Origin of the sequence: Pseudactinotalea sp. Z1739 (assembly GCF_049725055.1) — a bacterium.
Classification (GTDB): Bacteria; Actinomycetota; Actinomycetes; order Actinomycetales; family Beutenbergiaceae; genus CALKWS01.
Window position 1 is genome coordinate 21,953 of the sequence record NZ_JBMPQA010000015.1, and the last position, 26,694, is coordinate 48,646.

27 protein-coding genes are annotated in these 26,694 nt (G+C 70.2%); 15 read left to right on the forward strand and 12 right to left on the reverse strand.

All coding sequences use genetic code 11. The features are described from left to right. Window positions 1-82: 82 nt before the first annotated feature. Window positions 83-991, reverse strand: coding sequence for an SGNH/GDSL hydrolase family protein (locus tag ACO0LV_RS16605; protein ID WP_424789032.1), 909 nt, complete (start codon window positions 989-991; stop codon window positions 83-85). 99 nt (window positions 992-1,090) lie between these two features. After that, entirely contained in the window at window positions 1,091-1,771 is a 681-nt protein-coding gene (locus tag ACO0LV_RS16610) for a uracil-DNA glycosylase (protein ID WP_424789033.1), read from the reverse strand. A 311-nt stretch (window positions 1,772-2,082) separates the two neighbouring features. On the opposite strand from ACO0LV_RS16610, the gene ACO0LV_RS16615 reads away from it, so the two are divergent. Together ACO0LV_RS16615 and ACO0LV_RS16620 are read left to right on the forward strand one after the other, a co-directional pair. After that, a complete protein-coding gene (locus ACO0LV_RS16615) occupies window positions 2,083-2,373 on the forward strand; it encodes a DUF3263 domain-containing protein (protein WP_424789034.1) in 291 nt (96 codons plus the stop codon). Between the two features lie 39 nt (window positions 2,374-2,412). Then, on the forward strand, window positions 2,413-3,096 hold the full coding sequence (locus ACO0LV_RS16620) for a LytR C-terminal domain-containing protein (RefSeq protein ID WP_424789035.1): 684 nt from the start codon (window positions 2,413-2,415) through the stop codon (window positions 3,094-3,096). A gap of 54 nt (window positions 3,097-3,150) precedes the next feature. Here ACO0LV_RS16620 and ACO0LV_RS16625 read toward each other — a convergent pair whose 3' ends face one another. Then, on the reverse strand, window positions 3,151-4,515 hold the full coding sequence (locus tag ACO0LV_RS16625; RefSeq protein WP_424789036.1) for a glycoside hydrolase family 15: 1,365 nt from the start codon (window positions 4,513-4,515) through the stop codon (window positions 3,151-3,153). Window positions 4,516-4,701: 186 nt separating this feature from the next. On the opposite strand from ACO0LV_RS16625, the gene ACO0LV_RS16630 reads away from it, so the two are divergent. Further along, the gene (locus ACO0LV_RS16630) at window positions 4,702-6,186 is read left to right on the forward strand and encodes a phytoene desaturase family protein (protein WP_424789037.1); all 1,485 of its coding nucleotides are present in this window, start codon (window positions 4,702-4,704) and stop codon (window positions 6,184-6,186) included. Between the two features lie 331 nt (window positions 6,187-6,517). Then, complete coding sequence (groL, locus tag ACO0LV_RS16635; protein ID WP_424789038.1) at window positions 6,518-8,146, forward strand: chaperonin GroEL; 1,629 nt, start codon at window positions 6,518-6,520, stop codon at window positions 8,144-8,146. Between the two features lie 164 nt (window positions 8,147-8,310). Here groL and ACO0LV_RS16640 read toward each other — a convergent pair whose 3' ends face one another. Further along, window positions 8,311-9,273, reverse strand: coding sequence for a DUF4031 domain-containing protein (locus ACO0LV_RS16640; RefSeq protein ID WP_424789039.1), 963 nt, complete (start codon window positions 9,271-9,273; stop codon window positions 8,311-8,313). 239 nt (window positions 9,274-9,512) lie between these two features. On the opposite strand from ACO0LV_RS16640, the gene ACO0LV_RS16645 reads away from it, so the two are divergent. Together ACO0LV_RS16645 and ACO0LV_RS16650 are read left to right on the forward strand one after the other, a co-directional pair. Continuing rightward, window positions 9,513-9,905: a PadR family transcriptional regulator gene (locus ACO0LV_RS16645; RefSeq protein ID WP_424789040.1), complete on the forward strand. Its 393-nt coding sequence runs from the start codon at window positions 9,513-9,515 to the stop codon at window positions 9,903-9,905. Between the two features lies 1 nt (window position 9,906). Further along, the gene (locus tag ACO0LV_RS16650) at window positions 9,907-10,860 is read left to right on the forward strand and encodes a permease prefix domain 1-containing protein (protein WP_424789041.1); all 954 of its coding nucleotides are present in this window, start codon (window positions 9,907-9,909) and stop codon (window positions 10,858-10,860) included. Between the two features lie 92 nt (window positions 10,861-10,952). On the opposite strand, the gene ACO0LV_RS16655 is transcribed toward ACO0LV_RS16650, so the two are convergent. After that, window positions 10,953-12,278 (reverse strand): DUF222 domain-containing protein, encoded by a 1,326-nt coding sequence (locus tag ACO0LV_RS16655; protein ID WP_424789042.1) that lies wholly within the window; start codon window positions 12,276-12,278, stop codon window positions 10,953-10,955. A 309-nt stretch (window positions 12,279-12,587) separates the two neighbouring features. Between ACO0LV_RS16655 and ACO0LV_RS16660 the strand changes: the two genes are divergently transcribed. The 3 genes from ACO0LV_RS16660 to ACO0LV_RS16670 all read left to right on the forward strand — a co-directional run bounded on the left by ACO0LV_RS16660 (window position 12,588) and on the right by ACO0LV_RS16670 (window position 14,677). Further along, window positions 12,588-12,878 (forward strand): WXG100 family type VII secretion target, encoded by a 291-nt coding sequence (locus ACO0LV_RS16660; protein WP_424789043.1) that lies wholly within the window; start codon window positions 12,588-12,590, stop codon window positions 12,876-12,878. 138 nt (window positions 12,879-13,016) lie between these two features. Then, complete coding sequence (locus tag ACO0LV_RS16665; RefSeq protein WP_424789044.1) at window positions 13,017-13,802, forward strand: inositol monophosphatase family protein; 786 nt, start codon at window positions 13,017-13,019, stop codon at window positions 13,800-13,802. Then, complete coding sequence (locus ACO0LV_RS16670) at window positions 13,799-14,677, forward strand: MBL fold metallo-hydrolase (RefSeq protein WP_424789045.1); 879 nt, start codon at window positions 13,799-13,801, stop codon at window positions 14,675-14,677. The genes ACO0LV_RS16665 and ACO0LV_RS16670 overlap by 4 nt, the downstream gene beginning before the upstream one ends. Before the next feature lie 3 nt (window positions 14,678-14,680). On the opposite strand, the gene ACO0LV_RS16675 is transcribed toward ACO0LV_RS16670, so the two are convergent. The 4 genes from ACO0LV_RS16675 to ACO0LV_RS16690 all read right to left on the reverse strand — a co-directional run bounded on the left by ACO0LV_RS16675 (window position 14,681) and on the right by ACO0LV_RS16690 (window position 19,563). Continuing rightward, on the reverse strand, window positions 14,681-15,460 hold the full coding sequence (locus ACO0LV_RS16675; protein WP_424789046.1) for an SDR family NAD(P)-dependent oxidoreductase: 780 nt from the start codon (window positions 15,458-15,460) through the stop codon (window positions 14,681-14,683). Window positions 15,461-15,706: 246 nt separating this feature from the next. Further along, the gene (locus ACO0LV_RS16680) at window positions 15,707-16,279 is read right to left on the reverse strand and encodes an NYN domain-containing protein (protein ID WP_424789047.1); all 573 of its coding nucleotides are present in this window, start codon (window positions 16,277-16,279) and stop codon (window positions 15,707-15,709) included. A gap of 184 nt (window positions 16,280-16,463) precedes the next feature. Further along, window positions 16,464-17,288: a PspA/IM30 family protein gene (locus ACO0LV_RS16685; protein WP_424789048.1), complete on the reverse strand. Its 825-nt coding sequence runs from the start codon at window positions 17,286-17,288 to the stop codon at window positions 16,464-16,466. A 163-nt stretch (window positions 17,289-17,451) separates the two neighbouring features. After that, on the reverse strand, window positions 17,452-19,563 hold the full coding sequence (locus tag ACO0LV_RS16690; RefSeq protein ID WP_424789049.1) for a TPM domain-containing protein: 2,112 nt from the start codon (window positions 19,561-19,563) through the stop codon (window positions 17,452-17,454). Window positions 19,564-19,719: 156 nt separating this feature from the next. Here ACO0LV_RS16690 and ACO0LV_RS16695 point away from each other — a divergent pair, with 156 nt between their 5' ends. Both ACO0LV_RS16695 and ACO0LV_RS16700 read left to right on the forward strand, forming a co-directional pair. Further along, the gene (locus ACO0LV_RS16695; protein ID WP_424789050.1) at window positions 19,720-20,496 is read left to right on the forward strand and encodes a type 1 glutamine amidotransferase; all 777 of its coding nucleotides are present in this window, start codon (window positions 19,720-19,722) and stop codon (window positions 20,494-20,496) included. A gap of 101 nt (window positions 20,497-20,597) precedes the next feature. After that, a complete protein-coding gene (locus tag ACO0LV_RS16700) occupies window positions 20,598-21,398 on the forward strand; it encodes an SDR family NAD(P)-dependent oxidoreductase (RefSeq protein WP_424789051.1) in 801 nt (266 codons plus the stop codon). A 134-nt stretch (window positions 21,399-21,532) separates the two neighbouring features. Here the strand turns inward: ACO0LV_RS16700 and ACO0LV_RS16705 are convergent, their stop codons facing one another. Both ACO0LV_RS16705 and ACO0LV_RS16710 read right to left on the reverse strand, forming a co-directional pair. Then, window positions 21,533-21,811 carry a metal-sensitive transcriptional regulator gene (locus ACO0LV_RS16705; RefSeq protein WP_424789052.1) on the reverse strand — a complete coding sequence of 93 codons (279 nt, stop codon included), beginning with the start codon at window positions 21,809-21,811 and terminating at the stop codon, window positions 21,533-21,535. 161 nt (window positions 21,812-21,972) lie between these two features. Continuing rightward, window positions 21,973-22,356 (reverse strand): ArsR/SmtB family transcription factor, encoded by a 384-nt coding sequence (locus ACO0LV_RS16710; RefSeq protein ID WP_424789053.1) that lies wholly within the window; start codon window positions 22,354-22,356, stop codon window positions 21,973-21,975. Window positions 22,357-22,440: 84 nt separating this feature from the next. Here ACO0LV_RS16710 and arsM point away from each other — a divergent pair, with 84 nt between their 5' ends. After that, window positions 22,441-23,253: an arsenite methyltransferase gene (gene arsM, locus ACO0LV_RS16715; RefSeq protein WP_424789054.1), complete on the forward strand. Its 813-nt coding sequence runs from the start codon at window positions 22,441-22,443 to the stop codon at window positions 23,251-23,253. A gap of 138 nt (window positions 23,254-23,391) precedes the next feature. Here arsM and ACO0LV_RS16720 read toward each other — a convergent pair whose 3' ends face one another. Continuing rightward, window positions 23,392-25,101, reverse strand: coding sequence for a formate--tetrahydrofolate ligase (locus tag ACO0LV_RS16720; RefSeq protein WP_424789055.1), 1,710 nt, complete (start codon window positions 25,099-25,101; stop codon window positions 23,392-23,394). 216 nt (window positions 25,102-25,317) lie between these two features. Between ACO0LV_RS16720 and trxA the strand changes: the two genes are divergently transcribed. The 3 genes from trxA (at window position 25,318) to ACO0LV_RS16735 (ending at window position 26,657) form a co-directional block, all read left to right on the forward strand. After that, window positions 25,318-25,686, forward strand: coding sequence for a thioredoxin (gene trxA / locus ACO0LV_RS16725; RefSeq protein ID WP_424789056.1), 369 nt, complete (start codon window positions 25,318-25,320; stop codon window positions 25,684-25,686). A gap of 46 nt (window positions 25,687-25,732) precedes the next feature. Then, window positions 25,733-26,125, forward strand: a complete 393-nt coding sequence (locus ACO0LV_RS16730) for a DUF302 domain-containing protein (protein WP_424789057.1) — start codon at window positions 25,733-25,735, stop codon at window positions 26,123-26,125. A 265-nt stretch (window positions 26,126-26,390) separates the two neighbouring features. Next, the gene (locus ACO0LV_RS16735; protein ID WP_424789058.1) at window positions 26,391-26,657 is read left to right on the forward strand and encodes a type II CAAX prenyl endopeptidase Rce1 family protein; all 267 of its coding nucleotides are present in this window, start codon (window positions 26,391-26,393) and stop codon (window positions 26,655-26,657) included. The last annotated feature ends 37 nt before the right edge of the window (window positions 26,658-26,694 follow it).

Genomic DNA, 26,694 nt, shown 5'->3' on the forward strand with positions numbered 1-26,694 from the left:
GATCACATCACGGGGGTGCGGCCTTCGCCAGTGCGACCTCGGGGGAGGGGCCGGCTCACGAACGTCGGGTGCGCTGCCCGGCTCAGGAGCGCTCGCCGTCGTCGGGCCTGGCGTGTTGGTTGTTCGTCGCGGCGCCGTGCCCGGGTGCAGCGTGTTCAAGGTCGCCAGGTGTGTCCAGGACGATCGGGTCGGGTCTCTTGGCGGCGCGGGTGTCGCCGGAGGAGGCGCGGCGGAACCGCCGGGTGGCCCAGGGGTAGACGTCGCGGCGTATCCAGGTGGCGTCCTCGCGCAGTCGTGCGGGCAGGGCGGGCCGGGCCTGGGTGTCCAGCGGTTTCGACCAGTCGACGTCGTCGGGTTCCAACCCCAGCGCGTCCAGCGCCGCCTGAGCGGCGCGCCAGTGGCCCAGCGTGCTCAGATGCACCCGGTCCGGGGCCCACATGCGCCGGTCCTGCAGCGCTCGCAGGCCCCAGATGTCCATGACGTGGGCGCCGTGGGTGCGCGCGATGGACCAGATGTGGGCGTTGAAGATCCCGACCTTGGGGCGCATCACGGTCAGCAGCGGCCCGGCCCGGCGGGTGTCCATCCCGGTGGCCAGCAGCACGTCGATGCCCTGCTCGCGCGCGGCGCGTACCGCCCGGTCCAGGCGCGCGCCCAGGACGTCGGGGTCGCCGCCGGGGCGAAGCAGGTCGTTGCCGCCACCGATGATGGAGATCAGGTCCGGCTTGGCGGCCAGTGCCCGTGGGAACTGCTCGGTCAGGATCGGGCCCAGCAGCTTGCCCCGGATCGCGAGGTTGGCGTACTCCAGCGGCGCGCGCCCGGCCCGGGTGCGACGCTCGGTCAGGGACTGGGCAAGCAGGTCCGCCCAGCCCCGGTAGTGACCGGGTTCGCCGGGCTCATCGCACAGGCCCTCGGTCATGGAGTCACCGATCGCGACGAAGCGGCGCCAGCGTGGTGCGGACGGGGTGAAGAACACATCAGTCACAGTTGCCATTGTGCCGTGCCGTGCTGGGGTGTGCGGTGTTGCGGTGCCGGCTTGGTGGGGTGCTGCCATGCCACGGTGCCGCCATGCCACGGTGCCGGCGTGCCCGTGTCAGGGCAGCGCCCACTCCACCGGCTCGGCGCCCATCTGCACCAGCAACTCGTTGGCCCGGGAGAACGGCTTGGAACCGAAGAATCCGCGCGAGGCCGACAGCGGGCTGGGGTGCGGCGACATGATGCACGGCGTGGCCCCCAGAGCCGGCTTGAGGGACTGGGCGTCCCGGCCCCACAGGATCGCCACCAGCGGTTGGTCGCGGTCCACCAGCGCCCTGATCGCCTGGTCGGTGACCTGCTCCCAGCCCTTGCCGCGGTGGGAGGCGGGCTTGCCCGGCATCACGGTCAGGCACCGGTTCAGCAGCAGCACGCCGTGATCGGCCCAGGCGGACAGGTCGCCGGAGGTGGGCTGGGGCGCCCCGACGTCGCTGACCAGTTCGGTGAAGATGTTCACCAGGGAGCGCGGCAGCGGTCGCACATGGGGTTGGACGGAGAAGGACAGTCCCATCGGATGCCCCGGGGTGGGGTAGGGGTCCTGGCCCACGATCAGCACCCGCACGTTCGCCAGGGGCCGGGTGAAGGCGCGCAGCACGTCCTCGCCCGCCGGCAGGTAGCCGCGGCCGGCGGCGACCTCGGCGCGCAGGAAGTCTCCCATCGCGTGGATCTGCTGCTCCACCGGCGCCAGGGCCTGGGCCCAGCCCGGGTCGATGATGTGTTCCAGTGGGGTGCGCGTGCTCACCGCACCAGGGTGGCAGAAGTATCATGCCCTGCCCGAGCGTTCGAGACGTTTGGCTCCGCGCCCGGCTGCCGACGCCGTCCAACGAGTACGGGCGCCGTTGAACGAGCACGGGGAACTGATTCGGGCGCGTTCGATTAGCACAGACGCGGCCGAAGCGAGTGAATGACACGCGTGTGGTTTGCCCCTAGTATTGCCCCGAGCGGCTCCACGTGCGCAGGCACACGAGGTGGGGATCATGCCGCGGTTCAGTAGCCGCGGCGGGAGTCCACCACACGGAACCGCACCGGGAAGTTCAGGCACCAGGAGGATCGATGTCAGCAGCGCAGCAGATCAACGCTCACACCACCGAGCAGGAACTGAGCGAACGCGACGCTGCAATCCTGGCCTTCGAGAACCAGTGGTGGAAGTACGCCGGGGCCAAGGAGACCGCCATCCGGGAACACTTCGACATGAGCGCCACCCGCTACTACCAGGTGCTCAACGCCCTCATCGACACCCCGGCCGCCCTGGCCGCTGAGCCGATGCTGGTCAAGCGGTTACGCCGGATGCGCAGTTCCCGCCAGCGGGAGCGTTCGGCCCGTCGGCTGGGCGACCGCGCGTGATCGCGCACGATCGCCGTCGAAGGAGATAACCTTTCGGGTGTGAGCCGCCAGGACTATCCCTACGACGAGGACGAATTCGACGTCCTCGGTGCCGACCGCACGCCTCAGGGCGTGCACCGGGCACCCGTTCCGCGCTGGCGGCAGTTGCTGCCCTTCGCGATCGTGATCGTGGTCGCCCCGCTGCTGGCCTGGGCCGGCGTGAGCATCCTGTCCGGGAACTTCGGTAGCGAGCCCGACCCCACGCCGGCCGTGACCGCCACCGAGGACCAGACCGAGGAGGAGACCGAGGACGGGACCGACGACGGCGAGAACGGCACCGACCCGGAGGCCACCGAGGAGGACGAGCCGGAGAACGGCGACGGCGAGAACGGGACCGATGAGGGCAATGGCGAACCCGAGGATGAGGCCACCGAGGAGGACCCGACCGACGATCCGGTCGATCTGGACCGGGACGTGCGGATCCTGATCCTCAACGGAGCCGGTGTCGCCGGAATCGCCGGCAGCACCGCCGAGACCCTCAACAACGAGGGCTGGACCAACACCTCCACCGCCGACTACGGCCAGGCCCTGCCCACCGACACCACCCTGTACTACCACGACGCCCAAGTGGCCGAGGAAGCCGAAGCGGTCGCCGCCGACCTTGGCATCGAGGCCACGGTGGAGAGCGCCAGCGCCGCTTCCTCCGGCATCGTGATCGTGCTCCGTCCGGACTTCGTCGGCTGAGCAGTCAGGCCTGCGCGGGACCCCTGCGTTCCTGGGTCCTGCGCCCCGAGCACCTCAGTTGTCCCGCACCTGCTCCGCGGGGGTCAGCACGCCGTCGTCCTCCAACTGCGCCACGGTGAGCACCACCACCGCCGCACTCCACGCCAGCGGCGCCACCGCGGCCGGGGTGCCGTCGGGGGAGACCTTCTCCGGGATCGCACCCAGCGGGGTGCGGTGGGCATCGACCCAGTCCAACCAGTCCAGGGCCATCTGAGGCTCGCCGTTGTGCGCCGCGACCAACGCATACAGCGTGGTCTGCGGGGTCCAGGACAACGACTGCTCCCGCCAACTCGCGCCCGGTGCCAACCCGCCGGCGGGCCTGCGCATCGGCGCGATCGAGTCGTGCCACGCCCCGAGGGCCTCGCTCAGGGGTTCCGGTTGGAAGGGCGGCAGCGCGAAGGCGGTGGCAGCGTCGCGGTCGGTGCCACCGGGGTAGCGGGGATAGGTGGGCCCGAAGGTGCTCTCGACAGCCGTGCGCAACCGGTCGGCGGCGGCGCCGGTGCGCAGCGCCAGGTCCATGTCGCCGGCACCGGACCAGATCCGGGTAGCCGCGTGCAGGCCGGCCAGGACCGGGGCGGCTGTGCCCAGCGTCAGGTCCTGCTCCGGGTGCTCCCAGTAGTCCGCGCTCGGCGGCGGCAGCGAGTCCGGAGTCTCGGCCTGGTGCAGTAACTGAGCGGTGGAGCGGGCCAGTAGTGGCGTGAGGTCGTGGTGGATCCGCTCACGGAGCGGGTCGTCCGGGGCCAGCGTGGCCAGGACGTGGTCGGTGGCCCACAGCACCCAACCGGTTCCATCGGTCTGGATGCCCCGGCCATCCGGCGGTCCGGAGGCGTCGGGGAGATAGCGGGCCTCGAAGGTGCCCTCGGGGTGTTGCACGCGCTGCAGGAAGGCCAGCACCTCCACCGCGTCCCGGGCGTGCCCGGCGCTGGCCAGCGCGGCGGCGATGAAGGAGGCATCCCGCGGCCACACGTACCGCCAGTTCGGGTTGTACCCGGCAAGGGCGGCGCCGTCGTCGAGGGTCAGGGCACGGATGTCCAGCAGTGCGCCGGTGACCATCTCCTCGTAGGCGCTTCCGGTGCCGGGAACCGATCCGGCGGCGAGCCAGTCGCGGTCCGCCTGGGCTCGTTCGTGCGCGTCCCGGTGCTGTCCCGCGGAGGTATCCGGAGTGGGGGCGAGGACCCGGCTGCCGCGCAGGTAGGAGACCTCGGCGCCGGGCAGGATCACGGCCCGTTCACCGTCGGGGCGCACCTGCACGCCCCAGGCGTAGGGATCCACCTCATCGATGCGTCGTGGGTCCCACAGGTCGGTCCGCGCGAGCGCCATCCCGGTCAGCAGAGCGGCCAGGACCACTGCGGTGAGGACGATGAGTGGGCGACGGTGCATGGTCGCCCGATCCTACGAGAAGCGCTCGAGCGGGTGGGCTGCGGAGGGGGTGCGGCCCCACAGGGCGCACGTGCGGCGGGTGGGGGCGAGGTGGGATGCTGCGATGGTCGGAGAGTCGGTCGGGGCGGTGGTCCAGACGGCTGTCCAAGAAGTGGCACCAGCGAAGGCCGAAGCGGTAGGAGGGCGATGGGCGAGCGAGCGGTAACCGACGTCGTCGTGGTCGGTTCCGGGCCGAACGGCCTGGCCGCCGCGGTCACGATGGCCCGCGCCGGACTGGATGTGCACCTGTACGAAGCCGAGCCCACCCTCGGCGGGGGCGCGCGTACCGAGAGCCTTGGCCTGGCCGGCAACCTGCAGCACGACATCTGCTCCGCGGTGCACCCCCTGGCCCTGGCCAGCCCGTTCTTCGCCGAGTTCGACCTGCCGGCTCGTGGGGTGCGGTTCACCGTCCCCGAGATTGCCTACGCCCAGCCCCTCGACGACCAACCCGCCGCCCTCGCCTACACCGACCTGGAGCGCACCGCAGCAGCCCTGGGGGCCGACGGCGGCGCCTGGCGGTCGCTGTTCGGCCCCTTGATACAGCACGAGCCCGCGGTCCTCGGTATCGGACTGGCCGACATGCGCGCCATCCCCGCCGCGCTGCGCAACCCCAGCGGGCTCCTCGGCGCGCTGCACTACGGCCTGCGCGTTCTGGAACAGGGCGGCCCGCTATGGAACACCCGATTCCGGGCAGACGCCGCCCCGGCCCTGTTCACCGGGGTGGCCGCCCACGGCATCGCCCGGATGCCCGGGCTCGCGCCCGCCGGCCTCGGAGTGCTGCTCGGCCTGCTGGCACACACCTCCGGGTGGGCGCTCCCGGTGGGCGGGTCCCAAGCGATCGCCGATGCGATGGTGTCGGACCTGCGTGCCCACGGCGTCACGATCCACACCGGCACGCCCATTCATGACTACCAGCAACTGCCCCGGGCCCGGACCTACCTCTTCGATACCGCACCCGGCGCGATCGCGCGGATCTGGGGGGACCGGCTGCCACCCCGCACCGCCACCCGGTTGCGCCGGTACCGGCACGGCAATGCCGCCGCCAAGGTCGACTTCGTGCTCTCCGAACCGGTGCCCTGGCGCGACGCCCCGGTGGGGCGGGCCGGGACCGTGCACGTGGGCGGGTCCCGGGCGGACATGGTGCGCGCCGAGGCCCAGGTGGCCGCCGGCGCACACGCTGAGCAGCCGATGGTGCTGCTCAGCGACCCCGCCGTCGCTGACCCCGCGCGCTGCCGGGACGGACTGCGTCCGCTGTGGACCTACGCGCACGTGCCCGCCGGATCGACGGCGGACGTCACCGAAGCGGTCACGGCGCAGATCGAACGATTCGCTCCGGGCTTCCGGGATGTGGTCGTCGATGCCCGGTGCACCCCGGCGGCGCAGATGAGCCGGACGAACGCCAACTACGTCGGCGGGGACATCAGCAACGGTGCCCTAGAACTGCGCCGCATCCTCGGCGGCCCTCTGACCAGCCTCAACCCCTACCGCGCGGGCATCCCCGGGGTGTACCTGTGCTCAGCCGCCACCCCACCGGCCCCCGGCGTTCACGGGATGTGCGGCCACCATGCGGCCAGGTGGGCGCTGCGGGAACGCTTCGGCATCCTGCAGATGCCCGGTCTGGGGCCGCGGTGAGAGACCCGGCCCAGCAACCAGTGGGTGCCTTTCGCCCCTGTCGATTTCGTCCAAGACGGTGGGAAACGCTGTTCCGGGGCTGAGCCGATCGCCACGGCCGTCACTGCTGCGAAAGGTGAGATACCGCACCGAAGGCCTGCGTCGTCGTGGATCCTGCTTGCACTCTCACCCCGAGAGTGCCAATAATGGCGTTAGCACTCTCGACCTGAGAGTGACAACTGTGGCCGGTAAGACGAGGTGCCGCGGGATGCGTGACGTGAACGCATGCCGGGCATCGTCCGTCGCGGGCGTCGAACCGGCTTTCGTCCGCCAGCAGGAGGATTAAACCCGAATGGCAAAGATGATTGCTTTCGACGAGGAGGCTCGTCGCGGTATGGAGCGTGGACTGAACGTCCTCGCCGATACCGTGAAGGTCACCCTCGGCCCCAGGGGCCGCAACGTCGTTCTGGAGAAGAAGTGGGGCGCCCCCACGATCACCAACGACGGCGTGTCCATCGCCAAGGAGATCGAGCTCGACGAGCCGTACGAGAAGATCGGCGCTGAACTCGTCAAGGAGGTCGCCAAGAAGACCGATGACGTGGCCGGCGACGGCACCACCACCGCCACCGTGCTGGCCCAGGCGCTCGTGCGCGAGGGCCTGCGCAACGTGGCCGCCGGTGCCAACCCGATCGCGCTGAAGCGCGGCATCGAGAAGGCCGTGGAGGCCGTGACCGAGTCGCTGCTCAGCAACGCCACCGAGATCGAGACCAAGGAGCAGATCGCCGCCACCGCGGGGATCTCCGCCGGTGACCCGGCCATCGGTGAACTGATCGCCGAGGCCATGGACAAGGTCGGCAACGAGGGTGTCATCACCGTCGAGGAGTCCCAGGCCCTGGGTCTGGAGCTCGAGTTGACCGAAGGTATGCGCTTCGACAAGGGCTTCCTGTCCGCATACTTCGTGACCGACCAGGAGCGTCAGGAGGCCGTCCTCGAGGACGCCTACGTGCTGCTGGTGGAGTCCAAGATCACCAACGTCAAGGACCTGCTGCCGCTGCTGGAGAAGGTCATCCAGTCCGGCAAGCCGCTGATCATCATCTCCGAGGACGTCGAGGGCGAAGCCCTGGCGACCTTGGTGGTGAACAAGATCCGTGGCACCTTCAAGTCCGTGGCCGTCAAGGCCCCCGGCTTCGGTGACCGCCGCAAGGCGATGCTGAACGACATGGCTATCCTCACCGGTGGTCAGGTCATCTCCGAGACCGTGGGTCTGTCCCTGGAGAACGCCACCCTGGACATGCTGGGCCAGGCCCGCAAGGTGGTTGTCACCAAGGACGAGACCACGATCGTCGAGGGTGCCGGCGAGGCCGACGCGATCGAGGGCCGGGTCAACCAGATCCGCGCCGAGATCGAGAACTCCGACTCCGACTACGACCGCGAGAAGCTCCAGGAGCGCCTGGCCAAGCTCGCCGGTGGTGTGGCCGTCATCCGTGCGGGTGCCGCCACGGAGGTGGAGCTCAAGGAGCGCAAGCACCGCATCGAGGACGCCGTGCGTAACGCCAAGGCTGCTGTGGAAGAGGGCATCGTCGCCGGTGGTGGCGTGGCCCTGATTCAGGCCGCCGCCCGGGCGTTCGAGGGCCTGACCCTCGAAGCGGACGAGGCGACCGGGGCGAACATCGTCAAGGTGGCCGTCGACGCGCCGCTGAAGCAGATCGCCGTGAACGCCGGCCTCGAGGGCGGCGTCGTGGTGGAGCGGGTGCGTGGGTTGGAGAACAACCACGGCCTGAACGCCGCCACCGGTGAGTACGAGGACCTGCTCGCTGCAGGCATCGCCGACCCGGTCAAGGTGACCCGCTCTGCACTGCAGAACGCCTCCTCGATCGCCGGTCTGTTCCTCACCACCGAGGCCATCGTGGCCGACAAGCCGGAGCCGCCTTCGGCCCCGGCCGGTGGTGGCGAGCCGGACATGGGCGGCATGGGCTTCTGATCTGGCCGATCAGATGCTCGGCTGACCAGCCGAAACACACACGGCCCCCGATCCCTCGTGGATCGGGGGCCGTTGTGGTTTCTGACGGGAGCGTTCCTGCGCCAGGATCCACGCGACAGTGAGCGGACTCGCGCACAGGGGGTCGCGCACAGGGGGTGCTGTGCTCAGGGCGTGGATGTGAGGGTGGCCAGTTCGGCGCGCAGGTTCGCCCGGGCCGCCTCCTGCCACAACTCCCGGCCCCGGTCGGTGCGGTAGAGGGGCTCCAACTCCAGCAGATGGCGGACGACGGCGGTGCGCCCGTTGATGAAGTCGGCGTGCGGCACGTGGGAGTACTCCGCGCGCACGTCGCGGGTGTAGCGGCGGTAGCCGGGCTCATCACGCGCCAGGACGGCGAGGTCGGCATCGCACAGCAGCGCGCCGTTGTCATCGCCGGGCTCGGGGGAGTGGGCGCGGGTGAGCAGCACCAAGCGGGCGACTTCCTCGATGCGGTCGCTCGGGAGGGCCTCGGGACCCAGCGCCTCGGGCCCGAGTTCGGCGCGGGCCAGGTCGGCGCTGGCCTGCTCATCCTCGCCGGGGACACCGTCGTAGACCGCGTCGTGGAACCAGGCGGCCAGCACCACCGGCAGCGGGGCCGGATCCGGGTCGCACAGCAGGGCCAGGGCCGCGAGCACATCACGCAGATGGCGCAGGTCGTGATAGCGCCGGTGCGGCTGCGCCCAGCGTTCGATCAGGTCCGCGCCCCGGGCAACTGCCGCCGGTGCTGGACCTGACGCGCCACGGTGAGGTACGTCGTCGTCGGGCCTGTCCTGCCAGCGTTCGACCGTGCTGCCCCAGGACGCGCTCAGTACGCGACGCAGCGTCTCGGGGCGGTCGCGCGCCGGGATCCGCAGGCCGGAGGTCCGTAGCCGGCGGATCAACTCGCGCCCGCTGACCACGATCGCGCCCCGGGCCACCAGGTCGTCATATCGGTGGGCGGGCACGTCGTAGTGGTCCATGTCGAAGGCCTGCTCGGGAAGGCCGGCACGGGTGGCGAAGTCGTGCAGTTCCTCCAGGGACTGATCGGAGACCAGGTGAGCGAACACCGTGCCGTGGGCCGGCCAGGTGGGCGGATCGATGAGGATGGCCACCCCGTCAGCCTAAGTCCGCGCCGGGAGGAGGAGGGAGTGCAGAGGAGAAGTGGCGGAGGACGGGGCGTGGCGGCAGGGCAGGGGACGCGTGGCGGAGGTGCCAGGGGTGCGTGGGGGCTGGCTCGTGCTGCCTCGTTGCGGAGGCCGTGGTTTGCCACGGTCATGATCCGGGTTGTGCCATTTTCCTGAGCCGTCATTGCTTCTGGACAATAGTGTGTGAGACACAGTATAGTGTGGGCATGAAGGCCGAGTTCGAGACCTATCTGCAGGAGCTGCGTCGCGGCACCATCGTGCTCGCGTGCTTGCACATGCTTCGCGACGCCGGCTACGGATACGGCCTGCTCGCGGACCTGGAAGATCGCGGTTTCGCCACCGACGCCAACACGCTCTACCCGCTGCTTCGGCGGCTGGAGAAGCAGGGGTACCTGACCAGTGAGTGGGACACCGCAGGCGCCCGACCACGCAAGTTCTACCGAACCTCCGCCGACGGTGCACGCCTGGCCGAGGCGCTCGGCCGGGAGTGGCGCACGATCACCGGCGCCATCGACTCTCTGGCTGAGAGCCAGCGAACCGAAGCCCCACGGGTCGAGGACCGGTCCACCCACACCACGCCCTTAGAAGAGGAACGCTGACATGACCACGCTGACCGAGCGGTACATTTCCGCCACCGTCAAGAGCCTCCCGGACGATGCCCAGGAGGACGTCCGGGCCGAACTCGAGGCCTCCATCGCCGATGCGTTTGAGGCACGCATCGAACAGGGTGAGGACCCCGACAATGCCGAGCGGGCTGTCCTCACTGAACTCGGGGACCCCACGGTCCTCGCCGCCGGTTACACCGACCGCCGGCTGCACCTGATTGGTCCGCAGTACTACCTCACGTGGTGGCGGCTGCTGAAGCTGCTGCTCATGATCGTCCCCGCCACCGCGATGGTCGCCGTCGCCCTGGGGCAGGGACTTGCCGATGCTCCGGTCGCGACCATCATCGGACGGACGGTCCTGGTGGGGATCACGGTCACTGTGCACCTGTTCTTCTGGGTGACGGTGGTGTTCGTCATCCTGGAGCGGACCGGTACCGATACCGGCGTGAACTGGGATCTCGACCAACTCCCGGAGCCGCAGTCGACCGCGACCAGCCGAGTCGATCTCGTTGTGGGCCTGGCACTGCTCGGCCTCGCGGCCGGAGCGATCCTGTGGGATCAGTACTTGGGATTCCTTCGCATCGGCGGTGAGGCGCTGCCGGTGCTGCACGCGAACCTGTGGCCCTGGGCAATCGTATTGATCGTGCTGCAGGGCGTTCACGGTGTGGTCCTATATCTGCGCGGACGATGGACCACGGGGCTCGCCGCGGTCAACGCCGGGCTGGCGGTGCTCTTCGCGGGCCTCGTGCTCACGTTCCTCGTGCGGGGGCAGTTGGTGACGACCGAGTTCCTGGAAGCGGTCTTCCTCGACAACGGTGTGGGCCCGGACGTCTTGCGCATCCTCGCCATCCTGCTCGGCTTCGGGACGGCAGGAGTTGCGGTGTGGGCCGTGATCGATGGCTGGCTCAAGGCACAGCGTGACTCGCGCCGGACGGGCCACGCGGCCTGACCCGCGCGGCCGACGTCGGGGTCCGGTGCGGGCCGCCCGCCTGGCGGCATGCCATGGGCCCGGCGGTGGTGGCCGGGTGTGGGGCGGGACGTTCAGGTATGCCAGGTGACGCCGGTGGGTGTGACGGTGGCGGTCAGGTCATGGCTGTGCACGTGGGTGTGGTGCCGTTGGCACAGGAGAGCGCCGTTGGCCAGGTCGGTGGGTCCGCCGTTGGCCCAGAACTGGACGTGATGGGCTTGGCACCACTGCGCAGGGATCGTGCAACCCGGGAACGAACATCCCTTGTCGCGATGCCACAGCGCTCGCTGTTGGGCGCGGGTGAACAGGCGCTCGTCATGGCCCTGATCGAGGATCTCGCCCTTGGAACCCAGCACCGCGGGGATGATCGAAGCGTCGCAGGCCATACGTCGGACCGTCTCGGGGGAGAGCACCTGACCGGTCATCGTGATACCGGCGCCGTTGGTCTCAGACCGCAGGTCACTGAGTGGGATGGTGACGAACACCTGAGCCTTAGTGGTCTGTGAGATGCCCTCGGGGGCGGATACCCCGCGTTGGATGATTGTCACCAGGGCATCGGCCCGGCGTCGGGGTGCGCTGCGCGGATCGGGTGTGCCGTCCTCGGCCGGTTGCGGCTTGGAGAGGGCTGACAAGGTGGCGTCGATGATGGCCGCACCCTCCGGGTCGAGGAAGACCCGGTACTCGGTCATCCCTCCGGCCGCGGGCAGGGTGTAGAGGGCCCGCCGGATGCGTTGCCCGTGCTCCTCGGCTTCCAGGTCCTTGGGTGGTTTGATGGTTCGCCGCGCCCGGCGCAGGAGGAGCGACAACTGCCGGTCGGTCCAACCGCATCGGCGCACAGGTGGCTTATCAGTTACTTCGGTGGCATCCCCGTCGTCGTTCTCGTCGTCCGTCGGCTCGGGATTTTCGACCTGATCGGCCGCGCCTTCATTGACGGTCTTCATGGTGGTGGCGAGCGCCTCGGCGTCGGAGATCGTCTCCACCTCGTCGTGGAACTGGATGATCGCTGAGGCCTTCGAGGTGCTGATCAGCCCGGCATCAAACCCGGCAAGGGTGTTCTGCACACCGGGTGAGGGGTTGTTGATCGTTTCGGCAATGCGTGCGGTGTGGATCGCTTGCCCCCGTGGTGGCGCCGGGGCGTACTGACTCGCCACCTTGACCAGGTAGTCCACGGCGGTCATTCCCTGGCCTGCCGGCAACCCGCGAGAGATCGCTTCGGCCGCGGCGTGTGCCTCCAGCCGTGCCACCTCGTGGCGGAGCCGACCCGCCTGTGCCAGCGTCTCGCCCAGGTCCGACCCGCCCACACGCCACCACCCGCCGGCAGCCAGTTCCTCGACCACCGAAGCGACCTGAGCCAACGCGGCCGGCGCCTCGATCATCGGTGGGACCTGGGTGATGGACATGACTCGAACCTACAGCCTGCCTCCGACAAACGTTCGAGTGTTTTTGAGAATGTGGATAGCGTTTCATGTGCGGTGCTCCCTGTGGATGCCGGTATTTGAGTACCGGCGCGTTCACACCGGGCTCTCGCGTCCATACCGGGCTCTCGCGTCCATACCGGGCTCTCGCGTCCATACCGGGCTCTCGCGTCCACACCCGCATCCGTCATCCACAGCCGCCGCCTCGGGGCCGGCAAGAACGGCCGGTACAGGCCTACCGTGCCGGACACCGCCGGGTGATCATCCCGGACCCACCCAGCAGGAGGCGCAGTCATGTCCCGATTCGAAGTTGATACCGAGGAGGTCGCCCGCGCGGCCTCGGCCGCGGGTCGCTCCGCCACCGCGATCAACACCGAGGTCGCCAACATGTTCCGGATCCTCACCGCGCTGCAATCGGCCTGGCGGGGTAGTGCCTCCGCGGCATTCGCCTCCCTCGCCCAGGAGTGGCGTGGCACCCAGCAACAGGTGGAAGCCAACCTTCAGCGGATCAGTGAGGCGCTGGCCTCGAGTGCTCAGCATTACAGCGACGTCGAGAGTTCCACGACTCACCTGTTCCGCAGGTGAGGGCGGGCAGTCGCGGAGTCGTGGTGCCGCCTTGGTCGCCCGTCTTCGGGTCCGCCGCTGCGCTTCTGCCATACCAGCAGCCCCGACTTTCCCACCCGCCGGTTTGGTCCCTCCGCCCGAACCTGGCAGGTTTGAGGCATGGAGACCGAGGAGATCCTTGACCTGCTGCGCCAAGCCGCGGATGAGGTGATCATCCCCCGCTTCCGCGCGCTCAGCGAGGATCAGGTGCAGGAGAAGAGCCCCGGCGACCTGGTGACCGTGGCCGACCGCGAAGCCGAGATCTTCCTCACCAAGAGACTGCAGGACGCCTACCCCGACGCCGCGGTGCTGGGGGAGGAAGCAACCTCGATCGATCCCCGGGTTCTGGAGCGCGCCAGCCAGGCGCCGCACGTCTTCACGATCGACCCGGTTGACGGCACCCGCAATTTCGTGGAGGGCTCACCCGATTACGCCGTCATGGTCGGCGAGGTGCGGAACGGGCAGACCGTGCGCTCCTGGATCTACCAGCCCCAGCACCAGCGTGCCTACGTTGCCGAGGCCGGCGCCGGCGCCTGGTGCAACGGGAAGCGGATCAAGCCGCTGAACCCGCCTGCAGATCCAGCGAGACTGGTTGGGGCCACCTCCAACCGCAAGCTCCTGAAGCAACCGCCGCAGGGTTTGGCGCCGCTGGAGGAGGCGTGGTGGTCGTGCGGGATCGACTATCCGCGCCTGGCCGGTGGCGAGGTGGACTTCCTGGTGTACAAGAACGACTGGCCCTGGGATCACGTGCCCGGCGCGTTGTTGGTGGCCGAGGTCGGAGGAGCCACAGGCCGGCTGGATGGCAGTGCCTACGATCTGGTCACGAGGAGACCGTGGGTGTTGACCACCGCGAGCCGGCAGGTGATGGGACCGGTCGGAGCGGCGCTGGCTGCCGTAGTGGGATGAACGACGACGGCGCCCGGCCGGGCAGCGAGGACGCGCCGTGGCGGGCATCGAACAGGCAGGGCACCCAGCGCACCCAGCGCACCCGGCGCGCCCAGCGCACCCAGCCCACCCGTCGCGCCTGGATCCACCCAGCCCCTGGCATCGCCGTGACCCACAGCCGCCTGGACCACACCGCCAGCGTGATCCTGACCCGCGAAGAATCATCCGGTGCCGTCTCCGCCCTGGTGGTCGACCCGTGCTGGACGCCGGAGGAACTGGACGCGCTCGCCGCGGACGTGCGCACCTGGGGCCTGGATGTGGTCGCCGGGTTCGCCACCCACGCCCACTACGACCATGTGCTGTGGCACCCGGAACTGGGTGATGTGCCGCGCTGGGCCTCGCCCGGGACTGCCCGGCTGGCGCGTACCCACGCCGAGGACAACCGCACCGGGCTGCGCGCCTCCGCGGCTGGTTGGACCACCGAGTTGCTCGACCTGGCCGGGGCCGTGCGTGCGTTCCCGACTGTGGATCACCTGCGGGACTGGGCCGAGGTCATCGTGCACGATGCGCACAGCACCGGCCACGCCGCGCTCTGGCTCTCCGAACCGCAGGTACTGATCGCTGGCGACATGCTCAGTGACATCGAGATCCCGATCTTCGCGGAAACCGGTGCCCGGGCCTATCTCGACGGTCTGCAGATGCTGCGCCCTTACGCCGATGCCGCGCAGGTGCTGATCCCCGGCCACGGCACGATCACCGATCAGGGCGCACGCCGGTGGGCCGCTGATCAGCGTTACGTCGAGGACCTGCTCGCCGGCCGCGAGAGCGCCGACCCCCGCCTCCACAGCGAGTCCAACCGCGGCCCCCACGCCCACAATCTCGCCGCGTTGGGCTGACCGCTACCGGGGCGGCATCCGCAGTGCGCCGTCGAGCCGGATCACCTCACCGTTGAGCATCGGGTTGGCCACGATGTGCGCGACCAGGTCGGCGTACTCGTGCGGGTGCCCCAGCCGCGAAGGGTGCGGCACCAGTGCCTCGAGGCTCTCGCGCACCTCATCGGCCATTCCGGCCATCATCGCGGTGTCGAACACCCCGGGCGCGATGGTCATGACGCGCACGCCGTGGCCGGCCAGGTCCCGCGCGGCCGGCAGCGTCATCCCGGCGACCCCCGCCTTGGAGGCGGCGTAGGCGAGTTGGCCGATCTGGCCGTCCTGGGCCGCGACCGAGGCGGTCATGACGATCACGCCGCGCTCGCCGTCGTCGCCGACCGGGTTCAGGCCGGACATCACCGGCGCCGCAGCGGCGATCGCGTTCATCGTGCCGAGCAGATTGATCTGCACCACCCGGTGGGCGGTCCCCAGGTCCAGCGGCCCGCGCTTGCCGAGGATCCGCCCGGGCGTGGCCACCCCGGCGCAGCAGACCAGCACGCGCAGATCGCCCAGGTCCCCGGCCGCCTGTACGGCAGCGTGGACCTGCTCCACGTCCAATACATCGGTGGGCTGGGCCCGCGCCCGCCCGCCGGCGGCGGTCAGTTCCTCAGCCAGGTCGGCGGCGGGGGAGTCGGGCAGGTCGGCCAGCAGGACCGCGACGCCCCGCTCAACAAGCCGGCGCGCCGTCGCCGCCCCCAGACCCGAACCGCCCCCGGTAATCAGTGCGCTGGTGCCCTCTGAGAGATCCATGGCGCCAGGCTATCGGTGCGTCACGGCCGCACCCATGCGGATGAGCCGGCCTCTCAGCGGCCATTGCGCGACGCGGCCCGGCGCGAGGTGCGCGGCCCGGCGCGAGGTGCGCGGCCCGGCGCGGCGCGGCGTGGCCCGGCGCGGGGCGCGTGGGGCGCACGGCGTGCGTGGAATGCGCGGGGCGCTTGGGGGCACGGAGTGCGTGAGATGCGCGGTGCGCGCGGAGAGGCAGCGGAGCGCGGTGACTCAGAGGTAGCGCGTGGGGTCGAAGGACTCCAACGGGATCACCCGCACCCGCGGCAGCGGCTCGGTGAAGGCCTTGATGTGGTCCTCCAGGTCGTACACCGTCACCCCGGAGATCTCGGCGAGCCGGGCGCTGATGAACTCCCGGAACCCCAGCACCGCCAGGCGCCGCCCGTCAGTAGCGAGCCGCTGCACCTGAGGCACGAAGTCGCCGTCGTGGCTGGCCAGCATCACATCGCCGATGCGCGGGCCCAGGGCCTCCAGGGTGCGCTGGATGCCGATGTCCACCACCGACTCGTCCGGGCTGCCGGACAGCGGGATCGGCTGGTAACCCATGGCCAGCAACGCCTGGATGAACGACATCGGCAACTGCCCCGACGTCGCGTTGAGGAAGAACAGCGCCGTCACCGGCTGGCTCCAGGTGCGCTGGGCGAACTCGGTGATCCGGTCCCACCTGGGCCGCTGATCGGGGTTGGGGCGGTGGCCCAGCACGCTCATCCCGAGCGTGGCGTCGATATTCTCCCCGTCCACCAGCAGGTAGGTGCGGCGGGTGTTGTCGGTTTCAGTCTGGACCATGGCTGCACCCTACTCGCGGCCGACGACGGCTGGGGTCGCCGGGCGATCCGCCGCGCCCGGGCAGCAAAGGAGCCGCCCTGGACATGGTCCGGAGCGGCTCCTGGCAGCCCGGCTACGGTCCGGTTCCCCGCTGCGTCACCGGCGCTCGCCGTCGTCCCGGCACCCCCCGCGACTGGTCGGTCCCTCAGTGCTGTTGACCCGGGGCCTGACTCTCGTCCTGCTGGGTGGCGTTCGGGTCGGCGGCGTGCTTGCCGGAGTCGATCCGGCCCGGGTCCGCGCCGGCGCCGGCGTTCAGGGAACCGGAGCGCAGTGCCTCGAACCGGGCCTCGACCTCCAGTGCCTCGGTGGAGGTCTCCAACTCAGCGAACTGGGCATCCAGGCTGGAGGACTGCAGTTCCTGCTGGCCCATCACCTCTGCCTCCTGGCGGCGGACCTGCTCCTCGAACCTGCCCAGTTCGCTGGACGGGTCCATCACGTTCAACGACTGCACCGCGCTATGCACCTGCTGCTGAGCATCCGCCGACTTCTGCCGCGCCACCAGGTTGTCCCGGCGGGTACGCAGGTCGACCAGTTTCTCCTTCATGATCGCCAGGCCACTCTTGAGCCGCTCGACCACGTCGTTCTGGGAGGCCAGCAACGGCTCGGCGGACTTGACCTCGTTCTCGAAGCCGATCTGCTTCTGCAGGGCCAGCCGGGCCAGGTTGTCGAACCGCTCGGCGGCGGCCTCGTCACCGTTGCTGCGGGCCTGGTTCGCCCGGTTCGCCGCGGCCTGGGCCTTGTCCCCCCACTCGCGCACCGCGGCGACGTCGGAGTTGTAGTCCTGTTCGGCGAAGCGCAGGTTGCCGATGGTCTGGGCGATGGCCTGCTCGGCCTCGGCGATGTTGTTGGTGTAGTCGCGGATCAACTGATCCAGCATCTTCTCCGGGTCCTCGGCGCGGTCCAGGATGGAGTTGATGTTGGCTCGGGTCAGTTGGGCGATCCGCCCCAGAATGCTCTGCTTCTCGGCCACGGGTGGTCCTTTCCTAGCGGGTCTGAACTGCGGGTCTGAAACTGCGGGTCTGAACTCTCGGTGCGGTCTTGGCTGCGCTGCCGGGCTGGCTGTCCGTCCGGTCCGGCTGAACTGTCAGTGTGCTCTGGTCGGGCTCGGTCTGCGCGGGATTCCAGTGCGGACTCTAGAACCGGCCACCACCTCCCATGCGTCCGCCGCCGAAGCCCCCACCCCCCATGGAGCGGCCCCCGAAGCCTCCTCCGAACGTACTGCGTCCGCCGGCCCCGCGCGAGGAGCCACCGAATCCGCCGCCCGATCCCCAGCCGCCGCGGGAGCGCCCGCGCCCGCCGGTGAGTACCTGCCCGAGGATCCCGCCCAGGATCAGCGACCCGGCATCGATCCCACCGGAGCGCCCGTGCTGGCCCCAGGGGTTGTGGTCGCTGCTGGAGTAGTCGCGGCGCCACGTGGTCACCGCGGCCAACGCCTGCTCATTGGCACGCTCGGCCAGCTCCAGCGCCCGCGTGGCCAGGCCGAGCGCCTGCTTGGGGTCACTGTCGGCCAGGCCGCGGGCCTCGTCGAGCAGCCGTTCGGCCTCGGCGACGAGGGCGCGGGGCTGGGCGCCGATCGCCCCTCGGTTGGACTCGATGTAGATATCGGCCGAACGCAGTTTCTCCGACGCCGCCGCGATCTGTCGCCGCAACGAGGTCTGCACCCGCTGGATCACCTCGGCGCTGTTGCGGTGTCCCTCCAGCGCGGCGTCCAGGGCCGCCTCCGCGCTGGCGATCTGACGCAGCGCGGCGATCGGGTCCCCGCCGGAGCGGGCCGCCTCGGCCACCCTGATCGCCTCGGTGGCCCGGTCGCGCAGGGGCGCCACCGCGGAGTCGTTCGGAGCGAGGCGGTCGGCGTCGGCCACGTCGGCGCTGATCGAGGCGATCGCCTCGGACAGGTCCTCGTTCGCCGACTCCAGGTCCGCTCCGGCGCTGCCCACCGAGTTCAATAGGTCGGCGGCCTGCCCCAGCGCGCCCTCAGCGGTGCGGGCGAAGGCCACCGCGTTCCCGCGGTCGTCGGCCTCGACGCGGGCCCGGCCCTCGGCCACCGAGGTTCGCGCCGCCTCGATCAATTGCTCGGCCTGGTCCGGGGCCCGGGCGATGGTGGCCAGCGTGGCCGGCGGATACGTCACCTCCAGGGTGGTCAGCGCGGCCCGGGCCGCGGGGATGCGTGCCTCGATCTCCCCGGCCCGCTGGTGCAGTTCGGAGAGCACCTCGGGCACGTTCTGCTCCAGCCGGCGCAACTGCGCGAACGCCTCCGCCTGCTCCTCCAGCAGGTCCTCACCGCGCTCGCACAGACCCAGCACGCGGATCAGCAGGGCGCGCTGCTCGGGGGCGGAGACGTCGTCGTTCTCTGCCTGCCGTTGCAGGGTGAAGGCTTCCTGCAGGGTGCTGCGGGCCTGCTCCAGCACCTCCCGGAAGCGCCCGGTCGATTCCAGCCCGAACTGGGCCTGGGCGAACCGCAGCTCCTGCTCGGAGGTGCGCACGTCGTCGTCCAGGGCCACCAGGGCCGAGCCCACCCGGGTGCGCAGTTCCTCGGTGCTGACACCCTCGTAGGGGTCCGGCGGGGATGCTGGTCGGCCGGCACCCACGTGTCGGCTGCCGGCGGGGCCGGCGGAGCGGGCGGCGTTGCCGGTGGAGCGCCGGTACACCACGATCAGGGCGAGCGCCACGATCACGGCCAGACCCACCAGGAAGATCGTCAGGCCCCCGCCGCCGCCTCCGCCAGCGGCGCCATCACCCCCGGCCCCGTCACCCCCGGCGCCGCCGTCGGCGTAGGCCTGCGCCCCGGCGACCACCGCGCCGGACCAGTTCTCGGCGCCCAGTTCCGAGCGGATGCGCGTCTCGGCCCGGTCCATCGTGGCCGCGGACAGGCCCGAGGTGTCGGAGATGGAAACCCCGTAGGCCGAGTCCTGCACCGCCACCGCGAGCAGGAGGCCCCGGTCGCCCAGGTTGGACAGGTTCGCGGTCTCATCCACCCAGTCGTCGTAGTTGGTCCCGCCGAAGGTGTCCACGAACACCACGAACAGCAGATACCCCGTCTCCTCGCGCAGTTCGTCGATGGCGTCCTGGGCCTCGGCCCGCCCCGAGTCCAGCACCTGATCGCTCGTCAGGTCGGTGAGTTGCTCATCCAGGGAGAGCGGGTCCTGCGCGTGTGCCGGCGCCAGGGCCGGTCCGGCCACGGTGAACCAGGCAGCCAGCAGCACACCGGCGAGGAGGGCGCGTGCGATACGCGAGAGGCGGGCCACAGTTCCCGATCCTTCCTGTTGGCGCGCAGGGATGCAATGTGGTTGCCCCGCAACAGCGGCCCATCGGTCGCAAACCCATGTCCATCGGATCAGCCACGGCAGGTCCCTGGTACCGTCGATTGCCCGCTCCGGCACCCGCTGGGGTAAGTTGCGCGTGTGACTGAGACGACGCAACCCCGCATCCACGTGATCCAGAACGCCGAGGACGTCGGCCTGGACCTGCTTGCGCCCGGCCTGGACGGAGCGCAGCTCGAGGTGGTGCACCCCTATCGCGGTGACGCGCTGCCCGCGGTGCAGGACGTGCACGCGCTGATCGTGCTCGGTGGGGCCGCCAACGCCTACGACGACGAGGCCAAGCCCTACCTACCCCAACTTCGCGACCTGCTCTCCGCCGCCGTTGACCGGGACGTGCCCACGCTCGCGGTCTGCCTGGGCGCCCAGCTCCTCGCCGTGGCCCGCGGCGGTCAGGTGCACGTCGCGGCACCGGCAGGCGCGGAGATCGGAGTGATCGAGGTGCGTCTGCGTCCCGACGCCGAGCGCGATGTGGTGCTCGGCCCGCTGGTGGCAGCCAAGGGCGCGACCGTGCAGGTGCCGTCGCTGCACATGGACGCCATCACCGAGTTGCCCGAGGGTGCCTGCTGGCTGGCCGCCTCCCGGCAGTACCCCTTCCAGGCCTTCCGGATCGGCTCGGCCCTGGGCGTGCAGTTCCACCCGGAGGTGTCCGGGACCATGCTGGCCTCCTGGATCCGCCGGCACGGCCTGGAGGACGCCGAGCGCATCGCCGATGAGGTCCGGGCGCAATGGGATGCCTCGGCCCAGGAGATCACCGAGGTCGCCGACCTGCTCTCGCGCGCCTTCGCCGCGCAGGTGGGCGCGCAGACGGGCCCGCAGGTGGGCAAGCAGGTCGGCGCGCTCGAGCCGCTCGGGACCTAAGACCTTCGCCACGGGCCGGGACCGGCCCTAGTCTCATCCTGCGGCCACGGGCCGGCCGGGCGGTGCGAACCCCCGGCACTCGAGCAGCAGGAGGGGTAGTCATGGAGATCCCGGGCAAGACGTTCGTCGTCACCGGAGGGGCCAACGGGATCGGCCGTGCGGTGGTCCAGGCGCTGTTGGAGCGCGGGGCGAACGTGGCCGCCGTCGACCTGAGCGAGCAGGCCCTGGCCGCGGCTGCCGAGAGCGCCGGCACCGACCGGCTGTCCACCCACGCGCTGGACATCACCGATGCAAGTGCCGTCGAGGCGTTGCCCGAGCAGGTGCTCGCCCTCCACGGGACGGTCGACGGCGTGGTGAACGTGGCGGGCATCATCCAGCGGTTCGTGCCGATCGCCGACCTCGACGTCGCCGAGATGGCCAAGGTGCTGGAGGTGAACTTCTGGGGCACCGTGCGGATGACCAAGGCGTTCCTGCCGCACCTGATGGCGCGCCCACATGCCGCGGTGGTGAACGTGGGCAGCATGGGCGGGTTGGTGCCGGTGCCCGGGCAGAGCGCGTACGGGGCGTCCAAGGCCGCCGTGCAGTTGTTCACCGAGGGCCTGTACGCCGAGATGCAGGGCACGAACGTGGCCGTCACGATGGCCTATCCCGGTGCCACCAACACCGACATCGCCCAGCACTCCGACGCCGCCATCCCCGGCCGGGATGCGGAGAGTTCCAAGGCGGCGGCGAACATGACCTCACCGGCGGAGGCTGCCCGGCTGATCGTGGACGGTATCGAGAAGGGCTCCTACCGGGTGCTCATCGGGCGCGACACCAAGATGCTCGATGCGCTCTCACGGATCGCGCCCAAGCGGGCCACCGAGATGGTGGCGAGCCGGATGAAGGACCTGGTCGGCTGACTCGGCGCCCGGGGAACCCCGGAGACCGGGCCGGCCCCGGGATCATCGGACAGGCCCGGTGCCCGGGCATCACCGGGATCGACCCCGGGGATCACCGGACCGGGTGAACGGCCGCCGGTCCGGCACGAACGGACTCAGCTGAGGGTGAGGAAGAGTTTCTCCAGTTCCTCGATCGTCAGCCCGTCCTCCACCTCGGCGGCCTCCCCGGGTTCGGTGAGGCAGAACTGCATCGCGCTGGAGACGATGGCGAATCCGGCCCGGTCCAGTGCGGTGGAGACCGCGGACAGTTGGGTCACGACGTTCCGGCAGGACCCGCCGTCCTCGACGGCGTTGATCACTGCGTCGAGTTGTCCGCGGGCGCGCTTGAGGCGGTTGAGGATCCGGCGTTGGGTTTCGGGGTCTGCACTTCTCATCGGGATTCCGCTCTCTATCGACGGTACGGTTCCGGTGTGCGGGTGGGGGAGTGCACACGCTCTCCGGACAGCATACCGCGATACCCCGTAGGGTATATAGTGAAGTTGAGTGCTCAGTTCAGGGCTGAGGCCCAGAGCGGTGGGGCGCGTGTGGGTGGCGATCAGCAACCGGCGGGCGGCGCCGACGGTTCCGCGGGTCCGGGCTCGAGCGCCCGGCTCAGCACCGCGAGCGTGTCGGCTTCGACGGCGTAAAAAGCCCACCGGCCGCGCTGCTCACGACTCACCAGGCCGGCTTCGACCAGTTGCCGCATGTGGTGCGAGACCGTCGGCTGGGACAGTCCGACCGGCTCGGTGAGGTCGCACACGCACGCCTCCCTGCCCGGCTGGGCGGCGATGATCGACAGCAGCCGAACCCGGGTCGGGTCGCTCAGCGCCTTGAACATCCGCGCCAGGCGGCGGGCGGGCTCCTCCGCCAGGACGCCACCGGTCACGGGCGTGCAGCAGGCGGCCAGGTCCTCGGGGGTCGTGGGCGCAGAGATCGTCATGGAACAATTCTCCCAGACGTATTGACAGTTGTCGATCAATCGATAAGTATCGATGCGTCTGTACCTGCGACCCGGGACGGGACCATGAGTGAGAACACCGAACTGCGTGAGCAGGTCCGGCGCCGTTACGCACGCGCCGCCGGCCAGGTCGGCGCCGGCATACCGAACAGCGACCTGCTCGACGACGGCCGGACGGACTCCGGATCCTGTTGCGGCGAACCGACGCAACGACCGATCTTCGGTGCCGGTCTCTATGACACCGCCGCATCGGCGGACCTGCCCGTTCAGGCGCTCGAGGCGAGCCTGGGTTGCGGCGACCCCACCGCGGTCGCGGACCTGCGCGAGGGGGAACGAGTGCTGGATCTGGGCTCGGGGGGTGGCATCGACGTGTTGCTCTCGGCCCGGCGTGTCGGTCCCAGCGGGTTCGCCTACGGGGTGGATATGACCGAGGAGATGCTCGACCTGGCGCGGGCGAACGCCGCCGAGGCCGGAGCCGCGAACGTGGGGTTCCTGCACGGCACGATCGAGGAGGTGCCGTTGCCGGCGGGCGCCGTCGATGTGGTGATCTCCAACTGCGTCGTCAACCTCTCCACCGACAAGCAGGCCGTGATTGCCGAGATGTTCCGTGTGCTCGCCGCCGGAGGGCGGGTCGGGATCTCCGACGTCGTCGCCGAGGATCACCTCTCGCCGCAGCAGCGGGCGGAGCGCGGGTCCCACACCGGCTGCATCGCCGGGGCGCTGTCCAGGGCCGAGTACCTCGATGGTCTGGAGCAAGCGGGCTTCGTCGACGCCCAGGTGGAGTTCACCCACGAGGTAGCCCCCGGCATGCACGCCGCGATCATCAGGGCGAGCAAACCGAACCAGGGCCAGGTGCGCCAGGAGCAAGTGCGGGCCTGAGCGAGCCCTGCCCGGGTGCCACCCGCCCGGAGCAAGTGCGGGTCTGACCCAGCCCGGCGTCGCGTTACCCGCCACGGCGCTCGGCGCGTTGGTGGCGGTCCTGAACCGCCTGAGACTCCTGCTCAGAACAGCTCGCGCTCAGAACAGCCCGACGGTGTTCCCGTCCTCGTCGATGTCGATGTGCGCCGCCGCCGGGTCCGAACCCAGGCCCGGCATGGTGCGCATCTGCCCGGCGATGGCGTAGATGAACCCCGCACCCACCGAGGCGCGCACCTCCCGCACCGGCAGCGTCCACCCGGTCGGTGCCCCGCGCAGCGTGGGGTCGGAGGACAGCGACAGGTGGGTCTTGGCGATGCAGATCGGCAGGTTGGACCACCCGTACCCCTCGTAGGCCTCCAGGGCGCGCGCCGCGGCCGGGGCATACTCGACGCCGTCGGCACCGTAGACCTTGGTGGCGATCGCAGCGATCTTGTCCCGAAGCCGCATCTCCTCGGGGTACAGGAAGGAGAAGTCGCTGGGCTCCTGCGCCGCCTCGGCCACTGCCTCGGCGAGTTCGGCCGCGCCGGAGCCGCCGTGGGTGAAGTGCTCCGAGACGGCGCATCGCACGCCCAGTTCGGCCGCGATCTGCCCGATCGCCTCGTGCTCGGAGGGGTAGTCGGAGCCGAAGGCGTTGATTGCCACCACCGGGGTGGTCCCGTGCAGGCGGATGTTCTCGATCTGGCGGCGCAGGTTGTCCGCACCGGCGTAGACGTCGTCGGGACTCTCCGCGAGCATCTGCTCCGGCAGTGCCCGCCCGGCCACCACCTTGTGCCGCCCGGAGTGCAGTTTCATCGCCCGTACCGTCGTGACCACCACACCCACGTCGGGCACCAGCCCGGAGACGCGGCTCTTGATGTTGAAGAACCGTTCGGCGCCCATGTCCGCACCGAACCCCGCCTCGGTGATGAGGAAGTCCCCGGTGCGGATGCCGATCAGGTCCGCCACCACCGAGGAGTTGCCGGTGGCGATGTTGCCGAACGGGCCGGTGTGCACCAGCGCGGGGGTGCCTTCCAGGGTCTGCAACAGATTCGGTTTCAGCGCCTCCCGGAGCAGCACGGTCATCGCGCCGGCGCCGCGGAGCTGCTCGGCGGTGACCGGTTCCTTCGTCTGGCGGGTGTAGCCGATCACGATGCGGCCCAGCCGCTCGCGCAGGTCGCGCAGTGACGTGGCCATCGCCAGGGTGGCCATCACCTCCGAGGCGGCGGTGATGTCGAACCCGCTCTGGCGCAGCACGCCGTCGAGTCGCGGGCCCAGGCCGACCACGATGTTGCGTAGCGACCGGTCGTTGATGTCCATCACCCGTGGCCAGGTGATCGCATCGGGGTCGATGTCCAGTTCATTGCCGTGGAACAGGTGGTTGTCCACCATCGCGGCGAGCTGGTTGTGCGCCGCGGTGACGGCGTGCATGTCCCCGGTCAGGTGCAGGTTCAACCGCTCCATCGGCACCACCTGGCTGTACCCGCCGCCGGCACCGCCGCCCTTGATGCCCAGAGTCGGGCCCATCGAGGGCTGGCGCACCGCGATCGTGGCCCGCCGCCCGGTCAGGTTCAGCCCCTGCCCCAGGCCCACCGCCGTCGTCGTCTTGCCCTCACCCAGGGGAGTGGGTGTGATGGCGCTGACCACGACGTACTTGGCCTTGGGCCGGTCGGCCAGCGCGGTGATCGCATCCAGGTCGATCTTGGCCACGTCACGGCCGTAGGGCTCGAGCAGGTCGGGATCGAGGCCCATCCGGTCGGCGATCTCGGGGATGGGCCGTAGGGACGCGCCCTGGGCGATCTGCAGGCTGCTGGGCGGGGTGGTCAGGGTCATCCGTTCTCCCTCGAATCGATCGCGGCGGTACGCGTGAGTCCCGGGCCGGAGCCGATCGGTCCGGTGGCCGGCGCCCGGAGGTGGCGGGCCCGGCACCCCAATCCTCACCCGCACCGAGGCTGATTGCGGCGGATTCCGGCAGGCGATTGCCACAAGATACCCTGGGGGGTATACTCGACGCAGGCATCAACCACGCAGCCCCCTGAGGAGAGCCCAATGGCCACCATCGACCTGACCGCGTCCACCTTCGGATCCACCATCGCCGACAACGACATCGTGCTCGTGGACTTCTGGGCCGCCTGGTGCGGCCCGTGCCGCAGTTTCGCGCCGATCTATGACAAGGCTGCTACCCAGCACCCCGACGTGGTCTTCGGAAAGGTCGACACCGAGGCCGAGCAGGCGCTGGCCGCCGCGGCCAACATCACCTCGATCCCGACGCTGATGGCCTTTCGCGACGGGATCGGCGTGTTCTCCCAGCCCGGTGCGCTGCCGGCCAAGGCGCTGGAGCAGGTCATCACCGCCGTCAAGGACCTGGACATGGATGAGGTCCGCGCCCAGATGGCCGACCAGCAGGCGAGCGCCTGAACACCAACGCAACCACATCGCGCTACCCGACCAGAGAGGTCCTCACATGGACTACGGAATCAGCATCACCCTCCCCGACGACTTCGACGCCGCGATGCCCAAGGTGATCGAGGCGCTGGCCGAGCAGGGCTTCGGCGTTCTCACCGAGATCGACATGGCCGCCACCCTGAAGAAGAAGCTCGACGTGCAGATCGCCCCGCACGTGATCCTGGGCGCCTGCAACCCGCCGCTGGCCTACCGTGCGGTGCAGGTCGAGGAGTCCATCGGGCTGTTGCTGCCGTGCAACGTGGTGGTGCGCTCCGGCGATGGCGGCACCGTCGTCGAGGCGCTCGATCCCCAGGTGATGGTCGGCGTGACCGGCAACGAGGAACTCACCGGCGTCGCCGATGAGGCCTCCACCCGCCTGCGCGCGGCGCTGCAGTCCCTGCAGGCGCAGTAGGAGATGGGCCGACGACGACGATTCCCCCGTCGTCGTCGTCGGTCCTTCCCCCGTGCTTGCTGGGCGCGGCCGGACCGAGGTGCGCGCACCGCCTCACCCGGAGCGTGAACCACCGCCGACACTCGACGCCGGCTGCCGCAGTGGGAGCGACGGCGGACCCGAGTTTCCGCGACCCCTACAGTGGGCGGGTGGACCCCGCGGCGCGAGCGCAGAGCAGCACCGTCGCGCAGGCGCCCGGAACGGTCTCGCGCTCCCGAGTGTCTCGGTGTTCTGGCAGGACTACCTCACCTTCGGCCTGCTGCAGAGTTACCTCGCTGAGCGCCTGCCGACCTGGGGGACCATCACGATGGTGGCCGTGATGTTCTGGCTCGGTCACGCACTGTTGCTGCCCGATACGTTCGGCCCGGCCAACCCGCTGGCCGCCCTGGCGATGCTGGCGATGGGCGCGCTCTTCGCGCTGCTGCGCGCCCGCCTGGGCACCCTGCACCTGCTGCTGGCCCTGCACCTGGCGTTCTACTTCGTCTTCGCGTGAGACGACGCGGGCGAAAGCGTCGCGACCCGGCGTCCCC